The following is a 24,097-nucleotide window of genomic DNA, read 5'->3' on the forward strand; positions in this document are numbered from 1 at the left end:
CGCTCGTTCGAGGCCTCACGCACGGGCAGGGCACTCTGCGTGGATACCAGGGCAACGGTAAGGTACCGCGGTCAATGTGGAGCGGGCACTGGGACGGGGTATCACCGTTGAGAGAACAACGGCTTGCGCAGCTGCGGGACCGCGTGCAGCGGCACCTCACCACCCGCGCCCCGGAGCCGGTACTCGCGCCGGAGGCGATCGGCGAGTTGGTCGACCTACTCTGCTCGGTGCCGGACCCTCTCGACGACCTCCCGGTCACCCAGGCCGCGGGGCTGTTGCTGCTGACCCAGGTCTCCGCTGCTGCCAACGCCGATGCGGTGCCAAAGGCGATGGTGGCGCTGGAGCTGCTCGCCCCTGTGTACCTGTGCGGGCATGAGGTGCCGGACGTGGTCCGCGAGCAGTTCGAGCGCCATCCGCCGGCAGAGCCGGACACGGCCTCGACGCTGGCGTCGCTCGGCCGACTGCTGTACGGGCGGACGCTGTCCAGTCCTGACGAGAGAACCCTGGACCAGGCCGTCGCCCTGCTGACCCGCGCCGTCGCGCTGGCCGAGCCCGACCACCCCGAGTATGCGCGCAGCCTGACCAACCTGGGCAGCATGCTGCTGACCCGATTCGAACGCGCAGGCGACCTGGACGACCTGGAGTTCGCGATCAACCTCACCGGGGCGGCCGTCGACGCCACCGCACCCGACGACGCCGAGCGCGGAACCTATCTGAGCAACCTGGGCAACGCCCTGCTGACCCGGTTCGAGCAGCTGGCGAGCGAGGCCGACCTGGACGCCGCGATCGAGGCACATCAGGCGGCAGTGACCGGCTGGCCCGACGATCCGGAGCACGCCGGAATGCGGGCCAACCTCGACCTCGCTCTGCGGGCCCGGGCCCGGTTCCGCGACCAGGTCAGCGAGCTGGACCGGATGATCGAACGAGCGCGGACCGGGTCGGCGGAGCAGTTGAGCGATCTGCTGCAGACCCGGTTCGACCACGCCGGCGATCGAGCGGATCTGGAGGAGGCGATCCAGGTGCGTCGGGCCGCCCTCGCCGCAGCGGTCAACGACGCCGAGCGGGCCGAACACCGGTCCCGGCTCGCCGATCTCCTCCTGAGCAGGTTCGTTCACCTCGGACACAGCGAGGACATCGAGGACGCGGTCGCCCACGGCCGCGCGGCGGTGGCGGCGACCCCGGCCGGGGATCCGGAGCTTGCCGGGCACCAGTCGCGTCTCGCCAACGCCCTCAATCGCCGGTATCGGGTGACCGGTGGGCTGGATGACATCGAGGAGGCCGCCGTGCTCGGCCGCAGGGCCGTGGACGGCACGTTCGCCGCCGACCCCAGCCGCGCCGCGCGCCTCTCGTCGCTTTGCGTAACCCTGTGCTCGTTGGCCGAGCGCACCGGCCGAACCGCCGACCTCGACGAGGCGATCGCGGCGGGGCGGACTGCCGTCGACATCGCGCCGCCGCACGCCCCGCACCGGTCGGCGTTCCTGGGCAACCTCGGCGCCGCCCTGCTGGCCCGGTTCCGGCAGACGGGCGGTCAGGCCGACCTGGCCGCATCGCTGGACGCGCTGCGCCTTGCCGCGCTCGCCGCGCCTGCGGCCAGTCCCGAGCGGGCGACCGTGCTGGCCAACCTCTGCGGCGCCCTGCAGATCAGCTACGAGTCGCTGCGCCGACGCGAGGATCTCGACGAGGCGATCGACGCGGGCCGCTCGGCCGTCCAGCTGACGCCGGCCGGTCACACGGCCCTCGGAACGCGGCTGTCGAATCTCGCCGTCGCGTTGCGGGCACGGTTCGAGGTGGGCGCGGACGTCGCCGACCTGGACGAGGCGGTCGACGCGAGCCGGTCGGCGGTGCGGGCGCTGCCGCCGGGCCATTCGGGCCGGCCCGCCGCACTGTCGAACGAGTCACTCGCCCTACGCAGCCGATACGAGCACCTGCACCGGCCGGACGACCTCGACGAGGCGGTGCGGGCGGTGCGGGCCGCGATCGGCGAGACGCCGGCCGATCACCCGTACCACACCGCGTATCTGCTCAACCTGGGCCAGACGCTGCGCCAGCGCTGGACCCGGACCGGCGACCCCGCCGATTTCGACCAGGCCATCGCCGTGTCCCGGGAAGCGGCGTCCGCGGAGGTGGGACCGACCCGGTTCCGGGCGGCGGCAGCGGCGCTCCAGGCGAGCCTCGCCGCCGCCGCGGGCCGCTGGGCCGACGCGATGACGGGGTACGCGGCCGCCGCCGACCTCACGGCCCGGACCGTTGCCCGGCACATCACCCGCAGCGACCGGGAACACCTGCTCGACGGCATGGGCGGCACGGCGGCCGACGCCGTCGCGTCGTGCGTGCGGGCCGGTGCGATCGGCCGCGGCGTCGAGCTGTTCGAGCAGGGACGCGGCATACTGCTGAGTCAGGCGCTCGACAGCCGCACCGACCTCACCGCGCTCGCCGAACGCCACCCCGAGGCGGCCGAGCGGTTCACGGCGCTGAGCCAGGAGCTCGACTCACCCGGCCCGGCGGGCGACGCCGTGGCGCTGCGCACGGCGGCCGCGGCATTCGACCGGCTCGTCGCGGACATCCGGGACCTGCCGGAGTTCGGCGACTTCCTGCGTCCGCCAACGGTCGAGCAGCTCCGGCCGGACGAGGGCCACGCGGTGATCGTGACCGTGTCGGCGTTCGGCTCCTACGCGGTCGTCCTGCCGGCCGCCGGCAACCTCACCGCCGTCGCGCTGCCCGAACTCACGCCGGACGGCCTGCTGACGGAGGTCCTCGCGTACCTGGACGCGTTGGACGACATCGACGCGAACGCGGCACGGCAGCGGGCGCGCGGCCAGGAGCAACTGGGCCGGACGCTGGGCTGGCTGTGGGACACCATCGCGGGCCCCGTACTCGACCACCTGGGCATCACCGGGGCGCCGGTCGCCGGGCAACGCCCGCCGCGGCTGTGGTGGTGCCCGGCGGGCCTGCTGACGCTGCTGCCCCTGCACGCCGCGGGCCACCACGACACGGCCTCGGGCGCGGCGCCGCGGACGGTGCATGACCGGGTGATCGCGTCCACCACGCCGACGCTGCGAGCCCTTGCCCACGCCCGCCGCACCGGCGCGGATCGGACCCGGAACCTCCGGGGACTCGTGGTGGCGATGCCATACACCCCCGGCGGCACCGCCGACCTGTTCGGCGCGGAGACGGAGGCGGAGATCGTCGAGGAGTACTGCCCCGGCAGCGTCGATGTCCTCAGCGGTACGGCGGCGACGCGCGACGTCGTGCTCGCCGCCCTGACCGAGGCGCGGTGGGCGCACTTCGCCTGCCACGGCTACACCGACCTGTACGACCCGTCGAGCAGCCGGCTCCTCCTCGCCGACCACCACGACCGGCCGCTCACCGTGGTGGACGTGGCCGGGCTGCGGCTCGGCGGCGGCGAACTGGCATACCTGTCCGCGTGCTCCACCGCGCAGCCCGGCGCCCGACTGAACGACGAGGTGATCCACCTGGCGTCAGCGTTCCAGCTGGCCGGCTTCCGGCACGTCGTCGGCACGCTCTGGCCGGTCGGCGACCGGCACGCCGTGGACGTCGCCGAACTCGTCTACGCGGCACTCGCCGACGGCGCAGACATCGCCACCGCCGTGCACGGCGCCACCCGGCGCATGCGCGACCGCTGGCCCGACAACCCATCGGTCTGGGCGTCACACATCCACATCGGCCCCTGACCTACGGCCCAGCACCAGCGTCGCCACGCACTCCGCATGGTCCTCGTCCGCGGCCGACAGCACCATCCCGCCGGTAGTGCCACCCTCGACATAGGCCACGAGGGCCGGGTGCGCACCAGTCCCCGACGTGCGGTGTACGAACACGAACCGGCCCTCCACGACCGTCACCAGGGCGATCCCATGGGCCCGCGCGAAAGCGACCGCCCCGGACTGGTACGGCGCGGTCGCCACCATGACGCCCTTGTGCGCGCCGACGCTCTGCACCTTCTGGTAGAGCACCTGGACGAGCTCGCGCTTGATCGGATTGCGGTGCAGCTTCGCCTCGACGATCACCAGGAACGCCAGGCCCGCGAACCGGTACCGGACGGTCGCATCCAGCTCGTAGCCGCCGTCCAGACCGGTGACCTTGTCGTGCAGCGTGACCACGAGGTCGTCCACCTCCGGCCCGGCGGATCGCAGCAGCTCCTCGGCGACGAAGGCCTCGAACCGTGCCGGGGTGATCTCGGCCGGCGGAAATCGCACCACGGCGTAGTCATCCTCGATCACACGCGAACGCTACCCGTTGCGCCGCACCGCAGTCAGGACAGGACGACTCCCGGCGCGACCGCCCGGTCAGCCGGACATGGCATCGACATCGACACCTGCCCTGTCGGCAGCAGTCCGCCACGGATCCGAGACCGAAGCCGGTCCTGGCACGACCAGCGACACTCCGCCTGAGGCCCGGTGCGGGCTGCCACCTCAGAATGAGGATGAGCGCGGGCTTCCACGGAACAACGACGTGCCCCGGCAGCGCCAGCCCGGCCCAACGACTCCCGAGCACCCACCGAGCGACCCCCCACCACCCACGTACGCGAAAAAGGCTCCGGCCAGGTGGAAACCACCAGGCCAGAGCCTTTATTGCTGGTGCGCCGCCAGGGACTCGAACCCCGAACCCGCGGATTAAGAGCCGGCGTTGATCAATGCACTCCTGTCCCCGCCAGTCCGACTAGTCCCTTTTTTATCATCTCTCCCCCAGGCTTCGCTGGATGCGAACACCACGGCGTCCACCACGAGCTCACTCGTCTACGGCGGGCGAGCACCCGCGGAGCACCATGGGCAGGCGCGCTGCGGCGTGGGAGCGCATGCCGCCCCGTCCTCGACCCCTCCTGATGATCAGGGCTTGGCCGTCTCCTCAGCTTCTCCAGCTGATGCTATGACGACCTGCTGGGCGATCTTGATCCTGGACCTCGTGGTCTCTTGAAGCGCCCGAAGTACCGTCGTAGCGCGGCTGGCTGGGTCGCCCTTGGCCGCCCCGCCAGCGTTCCCGGTGGAATCCTCGAAGAGCAAAGCGCGCAGACGGGTAGGAGCTTCCTTCGCGGCTTCACTAATCACCGACAGCGTCTCTCTCTCCTGAGCCCCGAGGGTGGCACCCTCCTGTTGAAGCCACGACTCCAACTCGTCGGGATCTTGTTCGGCGAGAGCGGCAAGCATCCAGAGCGTTCGTTCGTAGTCGAGGGAGTCGATGATCGCTGGAATGGTGCTGGTCCATGTGTACTTCTCGGGTTCGTTCGGGACGGCCGCCCGCTGCCATCGTGATCTCTCGCGAAGCGCGTCGAGAATCCCGCCGGCCGCCGGAGGCGGCCAGCCCTCGGGCCAGTTGCTGCGCTCCTGCCAAATCCGTAGGACGAGTTCAGTGCAGGCTGCCATGGCTTCGCGTTGGGCGTCTGGGTGGGTCGCAGTTTCGGCGATGTGGATGAGTTCAGCAATGCGGTAAGCGGCCCACCGAGACAGCAGCGACGCTTGCTCGCCTCCGAGTTCATCGACGATGCGCCTGCCGAGCTCGAGAATTTGTCGGTCAAGGAGAGAGGCGACCTCGTCCTGAGGTTCGGCACCAGGGTCCAGCGTGCTTTTGGTGGGAGGGGCGGCGTTAGCGCCGTAGCTGTGTTCACTTTGCCTTGGCATCTAGTTGTTCCTCGGTTCCCTCCGCTCGGATCAGCAGGTAGCGCGTGGCTGCGTGCCGAGTGTCTCGTCTTGATTCCCTGCGGCGATACAGACTTGCGTGCACGACAGCCACGAGGCTGACCTGACGCTTAGTCAGAAAGTCGTTGAGCAAGTCACGGCGGATCGCCAGGTAGTTGCCCGAAGACTGATGTGGGGCCTGCCCGCGCCAGCGGAACTGGTCTTCTTCGTCCCAGCAGCGCAGGCGTGCGCCGAGGGCGCCAGACGATTCCGTGTAACGGGTATGGGTCCGGTCCGGGACAAGGCTCATCGCGGTAAGGGCGTCTCCGGCGGGGAACGTCAGGCGGTGGCTGAGGCCGCATGCCAAGGGGTCATGCTTGTCCATGCCCTCTCGATCTGGACGCTCTTCTACCAGCCAGCCCTGAAGTCGAAGGCCAGGCGCGTCAATCTCATCCCAGGCAGACACCCCGGCACCCGCGAACGGGAGAGTGCGGGGCTGCGCTCGATCCTCGGCAAGTGCATGCAGCAGCGAACGTCCGGCGGAAGGGATGACCAGCGCACTGGTCATCCAGGCAGAGCACGACCATTCGTGCTTATAGGTGGAGATCGTCCCACTGACGAGGACCATCTCCGGGTCGTCATCGAGTTCTCGCAGGTGCTCCAGCATCTGCTGCACGGCAGCCTTTGGGTCGAAGTCGTGCAGACCGGCGGACTCGCGGGGTTGGTCCTCGCGAACGATCAAACGAGAAGTGGCCTTAGCCCAGGCGCCGGTCGTGATCGGCCGCAGTGGGGCGGCTTGGCGCATGTCCGCACGCCACACGTCAACCGATTGCGGCATGAAGGAGGCCAACCACTCCTCCCACGGATCGCCGGCATCCCTTCCTCGGTAGTCCACCTCCAATTGAGCGCCGGCGTCCACCAATTCGCCGGCCGTGCATAGCATGGCGTGGTACTCCAAATAGGTGGAATGTATCTCGATCGTCGGTATGCTGCCGTGGCCGTTGCTGGTCAGCTCCCATGAGTCCGCGTTACGCTTGAGCCAGGGGTCTTGCTCTTGATTGTTGGAGCGACCCCACCGGTCGGTGATCCAGGCATCAGCGTGACGCGCAACGTCAGCGGTGGTGAGGTTATGGAAGACGCGAGCGAGCGGCTCGAACCAGTAGGGAACGGTGTCCATGGTGTCAAAATGGAAACGGGTATGAGTGGTGCGATTAGAGCCACGCAAAGGATTCCGATCAACGCTACATGCCGTCGGGGCGTTGGCGAAGCGGAGACGCTCGACCATAGTAGCCGGAACTGCATCGGCGGACGCTACGGCTACCGCGAGGACGGCACGGCGAGCGAGCTCTCGAATCGAGGCGTGCGGAGACGAGGTGTTCAAAGCGCATTCGCTCAGCTCATCGACGATGGGCACCACCGCATCTGGCTTATCGTGAGCTACCCGCGCGATAACGAGTAGGAGCCACTGGACTGCGGACATCGCCAGGAACTCCAGGTCGAGTGCTCGAAAACTACTTCTACTCTCATTCGGGTCGGCACTGCCCGCGATCACTCGATTCGCAAGATCCCAGAGGTAGCGGATCAGCGGTCTGCCAGAACCGTGAGTGACCAGAAGCCGGAGCGTATGTGCTGCCAGCCACCGATAACGGCGATCCTCGTGACCCAGCAAGGACCACAGGGTCGCAGCTAGCAACCCGACCTGGTCCTCGGGCGGGTCGGGGAGATTTTCCCGGTCTACGCGAACCTGGGCAACCCTCATCGTTAGCGGCGAGTCGGGCGGCGCCTCTGGTGGCGCGAGCGCTGAAAGGACGACCGATGCGCGGGCCTGTGGGCCGAGGAGGACGTCGGACATAATCCGGGAAATGGCGTGCAGTTGCGCGGTCGTAAGGCCCTCCAGGTGAGCAGCCGTCCCTTCGATCAACGCCGCCGTTAGTGCCTCCGCCTCGGAGGGAAGAACCACTGAGATGACGTAGGCTCCGTCCGGATCGGAGCCGCTGGCGAACAACTCTGGCAGGTGGTCGGTCACGAAGGTCGGCAGCCGCCGGAGGGCCCACAAGCGCACCGGTGTGCTTGTGGGCCACATCGACAGCAGCGATCGGACAGCAACCGCGATGGTACGGGCGCTTGCTCCGGGAACGTTACGGTCCACTAGCCCGACCAGCTGGTCGAGCACCGCAACCCTTTCGGAGCGTAAGCATGCGCTGGCAGTGGTCACGAGATACTCGACGACGGTTTGATCGCCGACGTATCCGCGATCCAGTATTCCGAGATCCTCGTCGACGGATGACATCTGCCGGGCAAGGGTCACCTCACCCTCGGCGTTATCCCCTGCCCCGGACCAGTTCCTGCTGGTGATGGTGGATCCGGGGTCGATGGGTGACTCGAGTTCGCGGAGTACCGCTAAGAGCCGCCGGGTCTGGGCGATGCAGGCAAGGTCGTTGAATCCGAGCCGGTCGGCGAGCTTGCACAGCTCGTCGGCCGCGGTCCGGCGTTGCGCGGGAGTGATGTCCCGGGCCACCCACTCTGCCAAGACGGCGAGCTGCGTCGCGGCCAGGGTGCGCCCACCGGGTCCGGCCGATGCGGCGGCTGTAACGATCGGGGCGGCAGCGTCCACGATCGTGCCGCTGGTGCCCAGTAGCCGCAGGAGCCAGAAGGCGTTCGCCAGGTTGACGGTGTGGTTTGTAGCTATCTGCGGAAGCACCGTTGCCAGGGCGTCTCGGAGGTCGATCCGGTTCTCTTGGGCCCACCGAAGGGCGGTCGCCAGCCCGGTCGGGCCGTGCAACTTTGCGGCGACGTCGAGCACAAACCGGTGGGGCAGGTGCTCTCGGGGATCGTAGACGAAGGGAGTGGCGTCTTCCAGTGCACCTGTGAGCGCGCGTGCCAGCGTGGCCGACGCCTCCGGGCTCGTGGCAAGCGATCCGGTAGCTCCCGCAGCTCCGGCAGCTATATGCGTCAGTGTGCGAAGTCTCACGGCGACGTCCGCGTCGATTCCTTCGGCGGCCCGCACCGCCCGCTCGAACAGATCGGCGGCGAACTCGGGATCGTGTTGATGGACGACGCCAGCGGCCTCGAGGAGCAGGTCACGGATTTCGCTGGCGGGCAAGGTGCCAGCTTCGAAGGCATCCGCTGCCTCACCGATCAGGTCAATTGCTAGCTGCGCGGCGGTTGCAACTGGGAGGATGTCACGGGCCATCCGCATCCAGATCCACGGCGCTCCTTCGCTGTTGACCACGCTGGCGGCATGGGAGAGGTCGCGAAGAAGCGTTTGTAGCTGCTCGGCGGCCGGGGTCTGCCCGGCCAAACCCGTTCCAGAAGGCTCCTGCTGCGCCTCCCGGTTCTGAGGTGACGTGGCCCGCATACCGGCAACAACCGCCGTGGCCGCAGCGCTGAACCACACCCGTTGACCGTCGCTGCGTGAATCCTGCGGATACGAGGAGCGCCGTGTCAGCGCTTCCACGTCCCGGCGCACGGTTGTGATCACAATGTCGACGGCGGTGGCGGGATTTGTTCCGGTGGCCGCTGCTACCAGACACTCGGCTCGTGCCTGCAGCACCGGAATGAGCCTGCTACAGGCGCTCCTAAAGAGCGACCGCTGACGATCCGCATAGTCCTGGCGTTCCGCTTCGATGTGCAGCTCAGCGGCCAGCGCTTCCGGATCGGCCCTCCTTCCGCGCGTTGCTGCCTCAAGACAAGCCGCCTCAAGGTAGCGACGGACCTTGGAGTGAGCATCGGGGTCAGACAAGTGGCTGGGGACGGGCGGGCCGAGCCGTGCCAGCAGCCGTCGGACCCGGGCTCTCGAAACCCCGGAGGCAAGTGCGAGCTCGCAGAACGTGACACCCCACGTTGTTCGATGGGGCACCCGCCGCATAGGCAGCCGATCAAGGCGAGCCGATATCTGCCGAACCCAGACGGAAGGCACGACTTGACCAGCGACGACGTACGCAGCGGCGGCCCGCGCCTGCAACAACGTGCCGGCCGAGGACGCCCGCAACGCCTGAACGATGTCCTTAACCGGGACCAGTCGGGGCGCCAACTTTAGAAACTCCGTCGTGACCCGCTCGACGAAATCCAGCGGACGCCATCCCGCCACCAGCCGCAGCCCTGACTCGACGCCTTCTAGCAAGAACGCGGCGACCGCCGCCCGTGCCACATCTGAAGCGCCGAATTGAGACCGACCAGCGTCTGCCTGACGCGCCCAGGCCCGCAGCCACGCCTTGGCCATCGCCAGTTGTTCGGCTGCCTCGTCCCGTCGCCCGCAGGCGGCGAGGACAGCGGCGGCACGCATATGCAGTTTGCCTCGCCATGGCTGGCTGTCTTCGCGCATCAAGATCGCGGCGATCGCGGACGGGCTGCTGTTCAAGACGGCTAGTTCCGGAGCCGCTCGCACGGTGTCGATGTGGCTCGAGTCCGTTCGCGCCGCATCCGCAGCGGCGAGAACCAGCCGGACGATGTCCGCCGGGGCGGTGACGTTACTTGGCGTGTCTGGGTCAGCTGGCTGTGCGATCGAGCGCAGGGCGAGACTGATACTGCTACGGAAGGTCTGCGCCCGGAGAAGGCCGTCGGTTATCGCGGTTGGTACGCCCTCGTCAAGGATGAGGTCGACCAGGTGGTGTCCTCGTCCGGCGTTAAACAAGTGCTCGCCGAGCAGTCGCGCGGCCTCCTCGTCTGTATGCCGACGCGGGCTGAAGTAGTCCGCGAACCGCTCATGGGCGGAGGCGAGATCATCTGCATCAACTACATCTCGCACATGCTGCTCGAAGTCCTCGTCGTAGAACCCAACTCCGGCATCGCCGAGAACGAGACCCGGCGCCAGGTCGTGAACCAGCCGGTCGATGCTGTCTTCCCTTACACGCATGACCTGAGCCAGGGTCGAGATCCGGGCTGGCCTGGCCATCGCCGCCAGTACCGCGATTTGCGCCCGTCGCTTGTCCGGGTCCTCGATCGCGGCCAGGGCTGTGTCTAGAACCTCGTCGAACAATTCGGACAGTTGGCGTCCGGCGCGCTCGATGACCTGTTTAAGATCGACGCCTCCGGGGTCTGCGGCATGTGGAATGTCGCCGGCACCGAGCGCATAGGCCTGCACCCGGGCGAACCCACGGCTACGGTGGTGGAATGCCGCGCAATGGTCATCTGAGGCCGCAGGATAGGTAGCCCGGAGCATGTCGCTGCTCGCCGCTAGGTCGAATGCCGGAATGTTGACCTCGCCGATGCTCAAGTCGTCCGTTCCTCTGAGCACGTCGGTGCGGCGTGCACTGCGTGCTGTCATCACGAGGCGGACGTTGTCCGGCAATGTGATCCGCCACAGTCGATGAACGAACGATCTTTCGCCGAGCCGGTGAGCAGCCGTGACAGAGTTATCGGCGGCATCGATCACCATGACCAACACGGCACCGGCCGGCAATGTGCCTGCCGCGACCGCCACCCGGTCCTGAAACTGTTGCCACAACGACCCTTCATCGAGCAGAGCGTCGCGCACCACGAGTGGAAGGGTCCCGGTCCGGAGAGCTATGTCGTTGATGATTTGCACAACGGCGCGGGAGGAATGACGTGCCTCCGCCGGATTCTGGTAATCCCCGGCCGCGTAGCAGTCGTAGGCGACCAATACCGACCCGACCGGTAGCTGCTCCTCGAGTCTGGCCACCGTGGTTGTCTTCCCCACCCCCGGCTGGCCGTGGGCCAGCAGCCTGCGGGTGGTGTCGGCGGCCACCGCCTCCGCCAACCGTTCGGCCTGCCTGGTCCGCACGCGCATTGCGGGCTCAGTGATCCGTGGGGGGAAAGGGAACAAGCTTCTGGTGCCACTGGCGCCCAACGCTACGAGCAGGTCGTGGGCACGAAGCCCAGCCTGCCCCGCAGCCTCCGGCATCATGCAGCTGTACATCAGCTGCACCAGATTGGGTGTTGCCTGCACCCCATCGGGAGCCAGGGCAGACAGTTCCTTGCCGAGCTCAAGCCGCTGCAGCAGGCGGCTTCCAGACCCGCAGCCGTCTACGTCCAGAACTCGGACAAAATCGGTGAAGTCACCACTTGACAGCCCGCTGGCCTGACGAAGCTTTCCGAGGAGGTCCCGCTCGGTGGCAGACAGGCTAGTGAAGGCGGTCCCAGCGTACGTGCCCGGCCTGCGACCGTTTAGCGCAGCACGTGCCGCAGCAAGCGCGCTCCTCAGCCCCGCATCGATTGGCTGGTTGCTGACCAGCGCGATGGTCAGCTTGGCTAGACGTTTCTCGGCGTCGGTCTCTCTGCCGATACGTGCGAACATCTCGGCCAGTCGTTTAATGACCGAGGCGCCACCACGCCGCTTCACGGAACTCAGCCGAGCAGCTGTCCATGGCGTACTCGCATGGAGGACGCTGTACTTCAGCTGCGTCAACACGACGCGCTCAGCACTGACTAGCCGGTCAGATCCGTAACACTCGCTGAGGTCGCAGCCAAGAAACTGATCGTCCTCGTCCGGTACGTCTGCAGGATTCATCCCCTCGAGGCGCACCAGCTGCAGCCCCGAGCGAGGATCGAGCAGCGCGAGACACCTACGTGCCGCCCACAGCATGTGAAAGTCATCGCCCGCCCGGGACTCGCGAACAGTAACGGGAGCCTCCCCATGGTTGCCGCCCTGCACGGGGCATCGAGTGCCTGTAGTGATCTAAGTTACGCCCACCAGGAAGGCCGAGCGCAAGGACCCGTGTTGCGGCAGGCGTAGTGCAGTCATCCAAGATCCGGCGTGCGTGTGCCGACCGCCGAAACAGCCGCCTGCTCGCCGCTGACTCGACAGCCCCGACAGCAAGAACGATCGATGTTTCACACCGACCCACAGGAGCATTGGGGCGCTCCTCGGTGCAGTTTCCTCCTGCTCGACACCCTGCGGGTTGCATCCGCGTACGTGTTGTACGACTTGCCCGTGATGGGCGTGTTGCGTAGATAGGAGACGGTCACCGCGTTGATCCTTAAAGACGATCAAGTCAAAGAAGCAGAATAGGACGCGATGGCCGCATCTGAGAGCGCAAACCCTTTGACCTACTGCAAAAGCAGCTGGAGGGCGTCGCCGGACGTGTTGCAGGTGATGATAAATACTTGGACGAGGTACTCCTGGCCCACCAAACCGGCAGCCGGATACGACCGAGCGTCCTATAACGACCGTCGAACGAGGCATGTGCCACCGGGGCGAACGGCACCTAGAGTGGTGCGGTGCTGACCCTCGGCGTCGACCTCGCAGCGGCAGACAAGCGAACGGCGATGGCCACTATCGAATGGCTGGCGGGCCGCGCGGTGGTGCGGGACCTTGTCCTCGACGTCAGCGATGCCCGGATCGTGAAGGCAGGCCAGGACGCGGAGAAGATCGGGCTGGACTGCCCGCTCGGCTGGCCGGAATCCTTCGTCGCGCTCGTCACAGCCCACCAGTCCGGCCACGTCACCGTCACCAACGACGACGGTGCTCAGTGGCGGCGGCGCTTGGCCTACCGGCTAACGGACGAAGTGGTCCGGGAGGAAACCGGCATCATCCCACTCAGTGTGGCTGCGGATCGCATCGCTCATGCAGCCTTTCGCTGCGCCGGATTGCTGGCGATGTTCGCCGCCGCCGGACAGGACATCGACCGTTGCGGCGGCGGCAGGATCGTCGAGGTGTACCCGGCTGCGGCCCTGTGCCGCTGGGGGTTGACGTACCGCGGTTACAAGGGCCGGGGTCAGAAGGACGAGCATGCCGATCTTGTGACTGCACTCTGCGGTGCCGCGCCCTGGCTGGAGTTGGGTGCTTTCGAGGCTCTGTGCCGACGCAGCCACGACGCGTTCGACTCGGTGATCGCGGCGCTGAATGCGCGTGCCGCGGCGATCGGCATGGCGAGGCAGCCAGACGACGAGCAGCGAATGGTCGCACGCACGGAGGGCTGGATCGCACTGCCCACCGGTCCGCTCAGCGGCCTCATCGATGTTACAGAAGCATGAGCGAAAGGCATTCATGGCCTCAGGATTGAGCTGGCTGGACAGCTCCCGCGACGACCAGCAACGCATTCGTGAGCTGCTCAAGCTCTTCAGCGACACGGAGAGCCGGGACGAGTTGGGCATCGGTCAGGTCCGTGATGCGTTCAGTGACCTGCTGTTCCCTGGTACGTCGGTCCTTCAGACCCGGGCGCGATACCTGCTGATCGTGCCCTGGTGCTATCAGGAGGCGCAGCAGCGTGGGCTGCGCGGTGACCGCCTCGCCGCGCAGGTTGACCGCAACGAGCGGAAGGTGATCGCCGCTCTGCTGCGCGGGGACGACACCGAGGGCGTGATCGGCCGGCGGGCCGGTGTCGGCGTGCGGACGCTGCCGTCGAGCATCTACGCGGCGGCGCTGCTGCGGTACGGCATCCGCACCGGTGACGACGACGCCGCAGGGGACCGACGGCTGGCGTCTGGCCTGGCTGAGGCCGATGAGCTGACCGAACGGTCGAACGGCACCTGGCACCCGACATTGCCATCGGCACCGGCGAACTTCCCGAATGACGTCGAGGGTGCGCTGAGGCTGCGCCCGGACGAGGCCCGCTGGCTGCGCGAGAGACTCCTCGCCGCGGCACCGAACACGCTGATGGCGTACCTGCTCGAGCCCGAGGACCGCCCGGGTTGGGACAGCGAGGCGCCGTGGGATGAGCCGGCGGCGCTGGCCGCGCCGGAGCCGGTCGGCTCCCTCGTGCGGGACGCGCAGCGATTCTCGCTGGCGATGCACGGCGCGGCACTGCTGTACAACCTGCTCGTCGCCGAGCGGTACGAGAAGGCGGGCCTGACCGAGCACGAGGAGCCGGCGGTCTTGTACCGCGACAAGCTCTTGGGGTGGAGCGATCGGGTGTCAGCGGAGCACGGCCTCAAGGGCTGGGACCGGTCGGGGATGTGGAGCCGGCTCATCGAGCAGAATCTTCGGATCAGCACAAACGTCAAGGCGCGCCTATTCATCGAGCGGTGGCTCGACGCGGTGACCAGCGGTGCCGCCAGTGACGCCGCCACCGACCCGGCCCTGCGGAACCTCGTCGGCGAGCGGGAACGGTCGGTGAAGAAGGGCCAGTCGCGGTTGGTCAACGACAAGCTGTTGCGCACGTGGAGTGGCGCGTCGGGCAGTCGGCAGTTGGTGTTCCGCTGGTCGCAGGTTCGCCGGATCCTCACCGACATCCACGACGGCTACGCCGCCGACCTGCTGGAGGCTGCCGGTGCTCGCGCCTGACTCCCGCGCGCTGCTGCTGGACGCTTTGCGCCCACCACCGGGGGCGCGGCTGTCCCGGGCCGTGGCCTTGACGTACACCCTGGATCTGGAGAGTCTGCTGGTCGCCCCGCTGGCGTTCGCCGCGCATGGCCTGCGCGGGTCGTCGGACCCGATCGCGGTGATGGAGGGCGTACGGCACTGCGCCGACCGCATCGACGTGTTCTGCCAGGCGGGGCAGATCGCGGTGCCGCCGACCCAGTCTGCGCTGTTGGCCTTCGTCGAGCCCATGGTGCACCAGGTACGCCAGCCCAAGCCCGGGCACCTGTTCCACCCGAAGGTGTGGGCGCTGCGCTTCCACGACGAGACAACCGGGGAGACGTCACTGCGGCTGCTGGTACTCAGCCGGAACCTGACCAAGGATCGCAGCTGGGACGTATGCCTGCGCTTGGACGGCGTGATCGGGACACAGCCGAAGGCGGACAACCGGCCTCTGTTCGATCTCCTGCGGCATGCGGTGCGGCTGGCGGTGGCGCCGCTACCACCGGACCGGCAGGCGGCCATCGAGGCTCTGGGTGAGGACCTGCGTCGAGCCGAGTGGGACCGTCCCGAAGGCGCGCGGGAGATGTTCTTTCACGCGCTGGGGGTGCCTCGTGCTCACCCCCCAAACTTCGAAGGGACGCGTCACCTGGTCATCTCGCCGTTCTGCACGCCGGGTGGCCTGAATCGGTGTGCACCGAATGGCCAGTTGGCGTTGGTGAGCCGGCAGGAGGCGCTCGACTGTCTGCCACCGGAGGTCCTGGCGGAATCCGGGACGTTCGTGGTCAGCGCGCTGGCCGGCCTGCCCGCCGAGGAGGCGCCGTCCGGCCAGGAGGTGCTTCACGGGCTGCACGCGAAGGTGTACGTGGTGGAGAAGGGCCACCAGGCGCGGGTCCTGCTCGGCTCCGCGAATGCCACTGATGCGGCGTTCAGCGGGAACGTCGAACTGCTGGTGGAGCTGGTAGGTAGCCGCAGCCAGTGGGGCATCAACGCCCTCCTCGGTCCCGGGGCGGGTTTCCGGGAGATCCTCGAGCCATACGAACGCCAGGACGCCACCGAGCCGGAGCCGGAGGCGGGCATCCTGCGTGATCTGGTCCGCGACATCGCCGCCATCCCGCTGTCGGCAACCGTCACGCCCGAGGCCGGCGGGTACGGCATCCGGCTGACCTCGGAGGACGCCCTGCCTGACCTGACGGGCGTACGGATCACGGCGCAGCTGCACACGCGCCGCGGTGAGGCGGTGCTGCTGGTTCCGGGACAGCTGGTGGACGCTACGTTCGCTGGGCTCGCGCTGGCCGACATAACCCCGTTCGTTCTCGTCATCGCCGAGGACGGCACTGGCCGGGAGCAGACCGTCGTCCTCGCCACCCTGATCGGCGACCCGGCGCATCGGCTCGACCACGTCATCGCCCAGCAGATCGACACGCCGGAGAAGTTCCTGCAGTTCCTGCTGCTGATGCTCGGCCTCGGCACCGAGGCTGCCGCCGCCGCGAGCGGCGACGCCGGCGGACAGGGCGTCTGGCGCACCGGCGGCACCGGGATCCTCGAGTTGCTGCTCAACGCTCTCGTGGACCGGCCGGATCAGCTCGACGACCTGGCCCGGCTGGTCACCCGCATCGAAGCCAGCGGCGACGGCAAGCGGCTGCTGCCGCCCGGCTTCCCCGAGCTGTGGCGGGTCATCACAGCGGCACGCGACACGATGACAGAGGCGGTGCGCGCGTGAAGCGGTACGACGCCGGCCCGGTCATGGCCGGCTTGAAGGATTTCCAGCGCGCCACCGTCGCGCATGTCATCGACCGGTTCTTCGGCACCGATCCGACCCGCCGGTTCCTGGTCGCCGACGAGACAGGGCTCGGCAAGAGCGTCGTCGCCCGAGGCGTCATCGCCCAGACTCTGCAGCGATTGCAGGACGACGACAGCGTCGACCGGGTGGATGTCATCTACGTCTGCTCCAACCAGGACGTCGCCCGGCAGAACATCGCCCGGCTACGGGTCACCCCAGACGAGACGGTCACGTTGTCCAGCCGGCTCACCCTGCTCGCCAAGCACGCGCACCAGCTCAACGCCGCGACCGCTACCTCCGGCAAGCCGATCAACCTGGTGGCGTTCACTCCGGGCACCTCCTTCGACCAGGGCTGGCGAACCGGTACGGCCGAGGAGCGCGCACTGTTGTTCCTGATCCTCGAACAGGCGAGCTCGTGGGACGGTTGGCGGACCCGAGCCGCGCTACGGGCTCTGCAGGCGGGCGTCGCCACGCCGGATCGGTTCGAGGAGCAGTGCAACCGGCTGTGGGATCAGCTCGAAGGGAAACTCGACCCCACGATCACCGGCGAGTTTCTGCGCCGTGCCCGTCAGCGGGGTCTGCTCGACAAGTTCGACGTGCTGCTTGACGGCATCGGTCGGCGCGCCGCCCTGCCCGATGCCTTGCGAGAGACCGCCCGCAAGCTCACCGGCGACCTCCGTACGGCGCTGGCCACCGCCGGCGTCGAGGTTCTCGAACCCGACCTGGTCATCCTCGACGAGTTTCAGCGGTTCCGGGAGTTACTCGACCCGAACGGCGGCGAGGGCGCGGAACTCGCCCGCCACCTGTTCGACTACCGGGCCGCCCGGGTGCTGCTGCTGTCGGCCACCCCGTACAAGCCGTTCACCTTCGCCGAGGAGGCTGCCGCCGGCGAGGACCACTACAGTGACTTCCGGCAGGTGCTTCGTTTCCTCAGCGACGACGAGTCCTGGCACGCCGACGTGACCAAGGCGTTCGAGGAATACCGGGACGCGCTGGTGCGCGGCGAGCCCTACGGTGACCTGCGCGACTGGCTGCGCGGCCTGCTGCTGCGGGTCATGTGCCGGACCGAACGGCCCGCGCTGGTGCAGGACGGCATGCTGCGGGAGCACCTCACCGTGGCGGACAACATCGACGCGCGCGACGTCCGCAGCTACGTGGCCATGCGCAAGATCGCACACGTCGTCGGCGCACCGATGACCGTGGAGTATTGGAAGTCCGCCCCGTACTTCCTCAACTTCCTCGACGGCTACCATCTCGGTGACAAGGTCCGCGCCGCGCTCGACGGCCAGCCACACCCCGAGGTGTCCGCGCTGCTGGCCTCCGCCCAGCTGCTCGACGCTGAGGCGATCAACCGACGGGAACCGGTGGATCTCGGCAACGGTCGGCTCCGGCAGCTCGCCGCCGACACCGTCGACCAGGGCTGGTGGCGGCTGCTGTGGCTGCCCCCATCCATGCCCTACCACGCGCTCGGCGAGCCGTTCACCACCGCAGCGCGGGACGGCATCACTAAGCGGCTGCTGTTCTCGTCCTGGAACGCCACACCCACCGCCGTGGCAGGGTTGCTCAGCTACGAAGCCGAACGGCGACTCGGCCGCGCCGGGGAACGGCATCGGCACCTCGACTACCGACTGGAGCACGGGCGACCGGCGGCGATGAGCGTCCTGGCGCTGTTCTGGCCCCATCCCGGCCTGGCCGCGCTTTGCGACCCGCTGGCCCTAGCCCGGCAACGGCCGGACGAGACCGCACCGCTCGACGTGGCCGAACGGGAGGTTCGGGAACGGCTATGCGCCCGCGCATCTGCCGATACGGCGGCCACCGAAGCGAGCCCGGCCGAGCCGTGGGAACTGGTCTTCCGGTGGCCCGGCGCCGACCCCGACCTGGACGACGCCGCTGCCGCCCTGGGTACCTCCGCCGACGAGGACGGAACGGCCACCGGCCTGGACCGGCACGTGGAGCGAGCCCGTGAGCTGGCCAGCGACGCCCGCTACCCGACAGCAGACCATCTCGACGGTCTGCTCGGCAGCGTCGCGGAGATCGGCCTGCACGGGCCGGGCAACATCGCCTGGCGGGCACTGTCCCGGCTGATCCACCCCGACGATGCGGTCACACCCGCAGGGCACTGGCGCGCCGCGGCGGTCCTGGCGAACGGGCTGCGGTCCCTGTTCAACCGGCCTGAATCCGCGCAGCTGCTCGACAGCCTGTCGATGGGCTCGGTCTACTGGCAGGCGGTGCTGCGGTACTGCGCCGCCGGCGGTCTGCAGGCCGTCCTCGACGAGCACCTGCACACCCTGCGCAGCGGTGCCGCCGACACCCGCCTCGACGACGAGGAACTCTGCCGGCTCGCCGACGAGGCGCGGCAGGCGATCGCCAGCCGACCGTCGACGTACGAAGCCTTCGACCCGCGTCACCCTAACGAGCGGATCAAGCTGCCCGGCCGGTTTGCGCTGCGCTACGGCGGCCGCGGCGAGGAGCAGTCCCAGGTCAACCGCAAGGAGACCGTACGTCGGGCCTTCAATAGCCCCTTCTGGCCGTTCGTCGTCGCCACCACCAGCGCCGGCCAGGAGGGCATCGACTTCCACCAGTGGTGCTCGGCTGTCGTGCACTGGAACACCCCCGCCAACCCGGTCGACTTCGAGCAGCGTGAGGGCCGGGTGCACCGGTTCGGTGGGCACGCCGTGCGCCGCAACGTCGCCGCCGCACACCGTGCGGAGGCCCTGCGCTCCCCCGAGCCGGACGTGTGGAAGGCCCTGTACGACGCGGCACGAGCGGTCTCCGGAGAGCTGGGCGACTTCGCGCCGTACTGGGTGTTCCCGGGGCCGGCGAAGATCGAACGGCACGTCCTGCCGTACCCGCTCAGCCGCGATCAGGCGAAGCTCGACCGGCTCAAGTCGGACCTGGTGATGTACCGGTTGGCGTTCGGCCAACCGCGGCAGGAAGACCTACTTAACTTGCTGCGACGGCGAGACACCGACCGGGCAGCCGTGCCCGAGGTCCTGGATCTACGACCGGCTCCTGAGGGGAAACAGCAATGATGAACCGGCCACAGGCCGGACTTCAGCCGAGCGGAGCTGATCGACGAGGCCCGACGACTTGACCCGACGCGGCGCCCAGGGTCGCTCGGCCCGATCATCCAAGCAATGACCCGGGACACCACTGGCGGGCCACCGAGCCCGTGCGGGACCCCACTCATCCGCGTCGGGCACGTGCCCGTTCTCGCTCGACCAGACGCGCGCGCCATCGTCGCTGCCCTGCTGACGTACGGGCGGGAACATCAGGCTGAACGGGCCGCCACCCCACTCCGATTCACCCTCGTACGCGTTGCCACCCGAATCTGGCCCTTGCGCCCTGACCTGTGCCGTGGCTTCCTTGGCGGCTATCGCCCACTCAAACTCACAGACGCGATTCGATACAACACTGCGTCCATATCGACACCCTGACCAAGCTAGTGTCGGATGTTTGCCACGCGGACCTTGTGCCGAGTCAGGCGGAGATATCCTGACGGCCGTGTCAGTGGAGACGCCCCCGGACGAGACCGAGATTGCCGCGCAGGTGCAATCTGCTCTCGCGGAGATCGCGCGGATGGCCATTTCCCAGCCGGGTCCCGCGCAAGAGCACATGACCAGGCTGATGGATAGCGTCCAGCAGGAGCAGCTGAAGGCGCTGGAGCCCTCATTTCGGGACGCCATCGAGGCGTTTCTTCCGAAGCGCCGTCGGCATCTCGTGGAATATCTCGAGAAGAAGCTGACAGCGCCAAAGCCGCCGCATCCACCAGCACCGGCTAGGCCGCCCACCCCGGCAACTGTCTTCCGGCGGATCGTCGCGGCCGCACCGGCACCCCAGATCCCCGCCGTTCGCTCAGCGATGAGGCCGGTCACGCAGGCAGAGATAGACGACCGGCTGGCAGGCCTCGAGGACGCGCTCCACGAGCTGAGCGAGAAGCATATCTTCCAGTGGCAGACCCTCTACCGCGACTGGCTCTCGGAGGACTTCGACTGGTTCCTGGACGCGCTGGCCAGCTATGTACGCTACCCGCAGGTTCTGGAAAAGATCCACGAGGCGCTCATGGCGCATTCGGCGGAGATCTTCGAGAAGGGCAGGCGCCACCAGATCAACCAGGGAGAGACCGAGCAGTTCGCGATCGAAAAGTCCCTCAAGGGTCTGCAGAGCTTTCTCGACCTGCCGATCGAGTTTTACTCCGCCCGACTATCGACTGCGGCGGATACGAAGCAGGCGACGAGGCTGCGGGCGCTCACGTCGAGCATGCTCTCCGCGATCCTCACCGGATACAGCCAACTCGACTTCGGCAGCCACACGGGCGGTGGAGTACTTGCCCGCTACCCGCGGTCGTGGGCACACACGCTCGCCTTCTTCACCCCGGATGACCTGGACGCCCTGTTGGAGCGCATCGAGCACAACGACTTCGTGCGCGGTCTGATGTTCTACCTCACACCGCTGGTGGAGGCAATCGAATCGCTCGGTGAGGGTAGGGAGCACATGCCGCTGCCCGCACTCTCCCAGCTACGGTCGGATGCCGGGCTGATGAACGTCTGGCTCAAGCCGTCGGCACTCTCGCCGTACCCGCAGCTGATCGAGCTCGAGTGCTATCTCGGCGAACGGTACGTGCGGCAACCGGATCTGCTAGAAGCCGTCCGCCGGGGTGTCACGGTCGCTGTGGTCCCGGTCAGCACCGGGTCAGCACACGTCGCACCGGCCGACCTGCGGTTCCGGCAGATGGTCGTGCCCGCCGAGGCAGACCTGTCGAAGGTGTCCACCGCCCGTGACGCCATCAAGGCGCCGCTGGCCGCCCGGGCCTACCACCAGGGCACCGCCTCGTCGCGCCGGCAGCCGCTGGGACACAATGTCGCCCGGGCCTTCCCCCGTGACAACCCCAACCTTCTGCCCTACTACATCGTCCACCGCCAGTCCGTGCGGGATCTATTCCGCACATTCGAGAGCCGCAGCGGGGTCCGCCTCTGGTGCAGCGTGCGACGTAGCGGAAAGACGACGGCGGGAGCGCGGCTCGACGCCGACGCCACGACAGGTCAGGTGACCGTGGTCAAGCAAACCTGTGACACGACCGGCGAGACGCCCAACGACAACATGTTCTACAAGCAGGTGCAGGCGGCCCTGACGGAGGGCAACTGGTTGCCGGAGACGTTCTTCCGGGATCTCGTCCGGCGGTGCGGTGACGGCCAGGCGATCTCTGACCGCGCCGTCTTCGTCCTCGACGAGTACGAGACGCTCTTCGGTGCGCTCAGCGCGTCACTGCGGCGGGACAACGACCTGCGTTACTTCGTCGTGCAGCCACTGCTGAACCAGATGGTCGAGTTTTCTCGTGAGAACCTCATCATTTTCCTAGGGCAGCAGCCCAACGCGCACTACATCCTCATGGACCAGAACCAGCTCAGCCCCTACGTGCAGCAGGACTGCTTCCCGCTCTTCACCCACAAGCACGGCGAGCCCAGGGAGGAGTTCGCACAGCTCATCCGGAAGGTCCTCGCCAACCCCGTAAACCCCGATGCGTCGTTCATCGACGCCGTCTACGGTGAGACCGCCGGCCACCCATATCTCACTGTGTCGATGCTTTCGGGCCTCGTCGACTGGCTCATCGACGAGAAACGGCCTGTCAACAGGCTCGAGCTCACCCGGGAGGACTTCGACCAGTTCGCCGCCATCCGGCTGCGGCCCAGCGCGGTGAGCCTCAACCGGGACTATGGCATCTTCCACGAGGCCGCGCGGGAGGCGCTAAGCGAGGCCGGTCGCCGACGGTCACTGTGGCTACACCAGGTCTATGCGGTTCTGCGTGCCGTGGCGCGGTCCTCGCCGGAGACCCTGAGCTGTACCCGTAGCGATTTCGACGAGATCGCCGCGGGTGTCCGGAACGGGATAGACGCGGGGCGGCTGCTTGCCACGGCGAGCGACAGCAACTTCCTCGCCTACGACGACCATCACGTCTGGCCGCGGATCCGGCTGCTCGGCCGGATCGCCGCCGTCGCACACGGAGGTGTGGGGTGACCGGGTACATCGACGAGCACATGTCACCGCAGCGGCTGGCGCAGGTGGTGGCGGACCGTCTCGACGCCGAGGAGTCACCGGTCGCCGGGTACTGGTACGAGGTGCGCGGCGACCGGGACAAGTACGCCGACGATCTACGCCGGTTGCTGGTCGGCTCTGCGATTGTGGTCCTCGTCGTCCGCGAGATCGTCTTCGACAACCCGAACGCCGTGCAGTCGGAGTTCGTCGACCTGATCGACAAGCATCGCGACGAGTTCGAGCAGGTGCTCAGCGAGCTGCCCGAGTATCCGCCAGCGGTAACCGTCGTGCTGCTGACCCGTCGCGTTCCGACGGTGCCGCAGGTGGCGTCGCCGGCCATCATGCCTGGATGGTTCCCCCGCGTGGGTGGCACGGTTGTCCCAATCTACCTGCGCGACCTCACCTGGACCGGCAGCGCGGCGATCGACTGCAGCGAGTCGGCCGTCCCTGAGATCTGCGCTGGGCTGTTCACCTTGGACGGTGCGCTGCTTGAGCGGCTCACAAGCGTCCAGGCAGCGGAGGCCGCGACTGCGGACGCGTTCTGGGTTCACGTGAGGTTCGACGACAAGTATGACTTGAGCGACTTCCTCTCGCGGTCACGCCGCTTCCGCGCCACAGTCCGCAACAAGCGTGCGTTCCGGCCAGACTCGCGTAGCGGCACCACCGTGGTTGCCCGACTCTGGAAAGTAGCTCAGCGGACGTCGCCCGAGGCGCTCGGTCGCGTCGGTACTGATCTCGCCACAGCGCTGCGTCTGCCCGACCCGCTGGATTACGACTGGCACCAGGCCTTCGCCTCAGTGCTCGGGCGCCCGGCCAACCGGCCGCCAACGCCGGGCGTAGCATTCGCCAGCAGCGTTCTGCGGACGGTCGCCGCAGGTGCCCAGTTCATCACTGTCGCCGCACACGCTGACGCCTACGATGCCTACCCGGTGGCACTGCTGCGGTCGACATCTTTCGATCTGCTGACGGCGATGCGCGACGCCACGTCCCTGCTACAAACGCTCGATCCGCCCTGACAACTCAACGCGCAGTCGCGCTCGCCGAGGACGGTGGCACGGTGACGTCTATCGCGTTGGACTGGATGTCCGCACGCGCTGCTGCTAGCTCGCGGCCTCGGCCAGAGCGTCGGCTCGACAGCCGCCGGCCGCCGGGCCGAATAACCTGCCGGCGTCAGCGTCGAGCCGGCCGACCACGCGCTCGGCGCTCGCGGGTGGGTTGATCACGAAGCCGCACCTGGGCTGTGAGCAAGGGCAGAAGCCATGGCAATCGTGCTGACCGCGGGCCAGCGCGGCGGCAGCCCGCATTCCATTCCGGACTGGAGTTGAGTTCCCCCCGCTTTGATGGAGCGGTGGTTACCTGCTCCCGGCTGGTGCATGGATGGCGATAGGTGGCTCAGCTGGTTGCGTCTGGCGGCTGTGCCAGGCGGTCTCGTACTCGTTCGGGCTGAGGTAG

Annotated in this window: 10 protein-coding genes and 1 pseudogene; 8 read left to right on the forward strand and 3 right to left on the reverse strand. The window is 67.9% G+C overall.

Translation table 11 applies throughout. The features are described 5' to 3' along the window. Nucleotides 1-107: 107 nt before the first annotated feature. On the forward strand, nt 108-3,692 hold the full coding sequence (locus tag ACTMS2_RS28315) for a CHAT domain-containing protein (RefSeq protein WP_441178112.1): 3,585 nt from the start codon (nt 108-110) through the stop codon (nt 3,690-3,692). Here the strand turns inward: ACTMS2_RS28315 and ACTMS2_RS28320 are convergent. The 3 genes from ACTMS2_RS28320 to ACTMS2_RS28330 all read right to left on the reverse strand — a co-directional run bounded on the left by ACTMS2_RS28320 (nt 3,669) and on the right by ACTMS2_RS28330 (nt 12,174). Next, complete coding sequence (locus tag ACTMS2_RS28320; RefSeq protein WP_441178113.1) at nt 3,669-4,238, reverse strand: restriction endonuclease; 570 nt, start codon at nt 4,236-4,238, stop codon at nt 3,669-3,671. The two genes, ACTMS2_RS28315 and ACTMS2_RS28320, sit on opposite strands and share 24 nt — an antisense overlap. A gap of 606 nt (nt 4,239-4,844) precedes the next feature. After that, nucleotides 4,845-5,633: a hypothetical protein gene (locus tag ACTMS2_RS28325; RefSeq protein ID WP_441178114.1), complete on the reverse strand. Its 789-nt coding sequence runs from the start codon at nt 5,631-5,633 to the stop codon at nt 4,845-4,847. Next, nucleotides 5,617-12,174, reverse strand: a complete 6,558-nt coding sequence (locus ACTMS2_RS28330) for a hypothetical protein (RefSeq protein ID WP_441178115.1) — start codon at nt 12,172-12,174, stop codon at nt 5,617-5,619. The genes ACTMS2_RS28325 and ACTMS2_RS28330 overlap by 17 nt, the downstream gene beginning before the upstream one ends. Before the next feature lie 635 nt (nt 12,175-12,809). On the opposite strand from ACTMS2_RS28330, the gene ACTMS2_RS28335 reads away from it, so the two are divergent. The 7 genes and pseudogenes from ACTMS2_RS28335 to ACTMS2_RS28365 all read left to right on the forward strand — a co-directional run bounded on the left by ACTMS2_RS28335 (nt 12,810) and on the right by ACTMS2_RS28365 (nt 23,661). Beyond that, nucleotides 12,810-13,565: a DUF429 domain-containing protein gene (locus ACTMS2_RS28335; RefSeq protein WP_441178116.1), complete on the forward strand. Its 756-nt coding sequence runs from the start codon at nt 12,810-12,812 to the stop codon at nt 13,563-13,565. Beyond that, the gene (locus ACTMS2_RS28340) at nt 13,549-14,814 is read left to right on the forward strand and encodes a DUF6361 family protein (protein ID WP_441178117.1); all 1,266 of its coding nucleotides are present in this window, start codon (nt 13,549-13,551) and stop codon (nt 14,812-14,814) included. Before ACTMS2_RS28335 ends, ACTMS2_RS28340 begins: the two co-directional genes overlap by 17 nt. Then, nucleotides 14,801-16,552, forward strand: a complete 1,752-nt coding sequence (locus ACTMS2_RS28345; RefSeq protein WP_441178118.1) for a hypothetical protein — start codon at nt 14,801-14,803, stop codon at nt 16,550-16,552. Before ACTMS2_RS28340 ends, ACTMS2_RS28345 begins: the two co-directional genes overlap by 14 nt. Next, nucleotides 16,549-19,644, forward strand: coding sequence for a C-terminal helicase domain-containing protein (locus ACTMS2_RS28350; RefSeq protein WP_441178119.1), 3,096 nt, complete (start codon nt 16,549-16,551; stop codon nt 19,642-19,644). The genes ACTMS2_RS28345 and ACTMS2_RS28350 overlap by 4 nt, the downstream gene beginning before the upstream one ends. A 24-nt stretch (nt 19,645-19,668) precedes the next feature. Continuing rightward, nucleotides 19,669-20,049, forward strand: a pseudogene (locus ACTMS2_RS28355) (DUF7669 domain-containing protein); the annotation flags it as partial. A 67-nt stretch (nt 20,050-20,116) separates the two neighbouring features. After that, nucleotides 20,117-22,627 carry a hypothetical protein gene (locus tag ACTMS2_RS28360; protein WP_441178120.1) on the forward strand — a complete coding sequence of 837 codons (2,511 nt, stop codon included), beginning with the start codon at nt 20,117-20,119 and terminating at the stop codon, nt 22,625-22,627. Beyond that, nucleotides 22,624-23,661, forward strand: a complete 1,038-nt coding sequence (locus ACTMS2_RS28365; RefSeq protein WP_441178121.1) for a hypothetical protein — start codon at nt 22,624-22,626, stop codon at nt 23,659-23,661. The genes ACTMS2_RS28360 and ACTMS2_RS28365 overlap by 4 nt, the downstream gene beginning before the upstream one ends. Nucleotides 23,662-24,097 lie beyond the last annotated feature (436 nt).

The organism is Micromonospora sp. SD12 (assembly GCF_052068495.1).
Taxonomy (GTDB): domain Bacteria; phylum Actinomycetota; class Actinomycetes; order Mycobacteriales; family Micromonosporaceae; genus Micromonospora; species Micromonospora echinofusca.

Bases quoted from the DNA above. Each gene is read 5' to 3' on its own strand.
- ACTMS2_RS28340 (WP_441178117.1), top strand. From the start codon at position 13,549: ATGTTACAGAAGCATGAGCGAAAGGCATTCATGGCCTCAGGATTGAGC.
- ACTMS2_RS28325 (WP_441178114.1), bottom strand. From the start codon at position 5,633: ATGCCAAGGCAAAGTGAACACAGCTACGGCGCTAACGCCGCCCCTCCC.
- ACTMS2_RS28330 (WP_441178115.1), bottom strand. From the start codon at position 12,174: ATGCTGTGGGCGGCACGTAGGTGTCTCGCGCTGCTCGATCCTCGCTCG.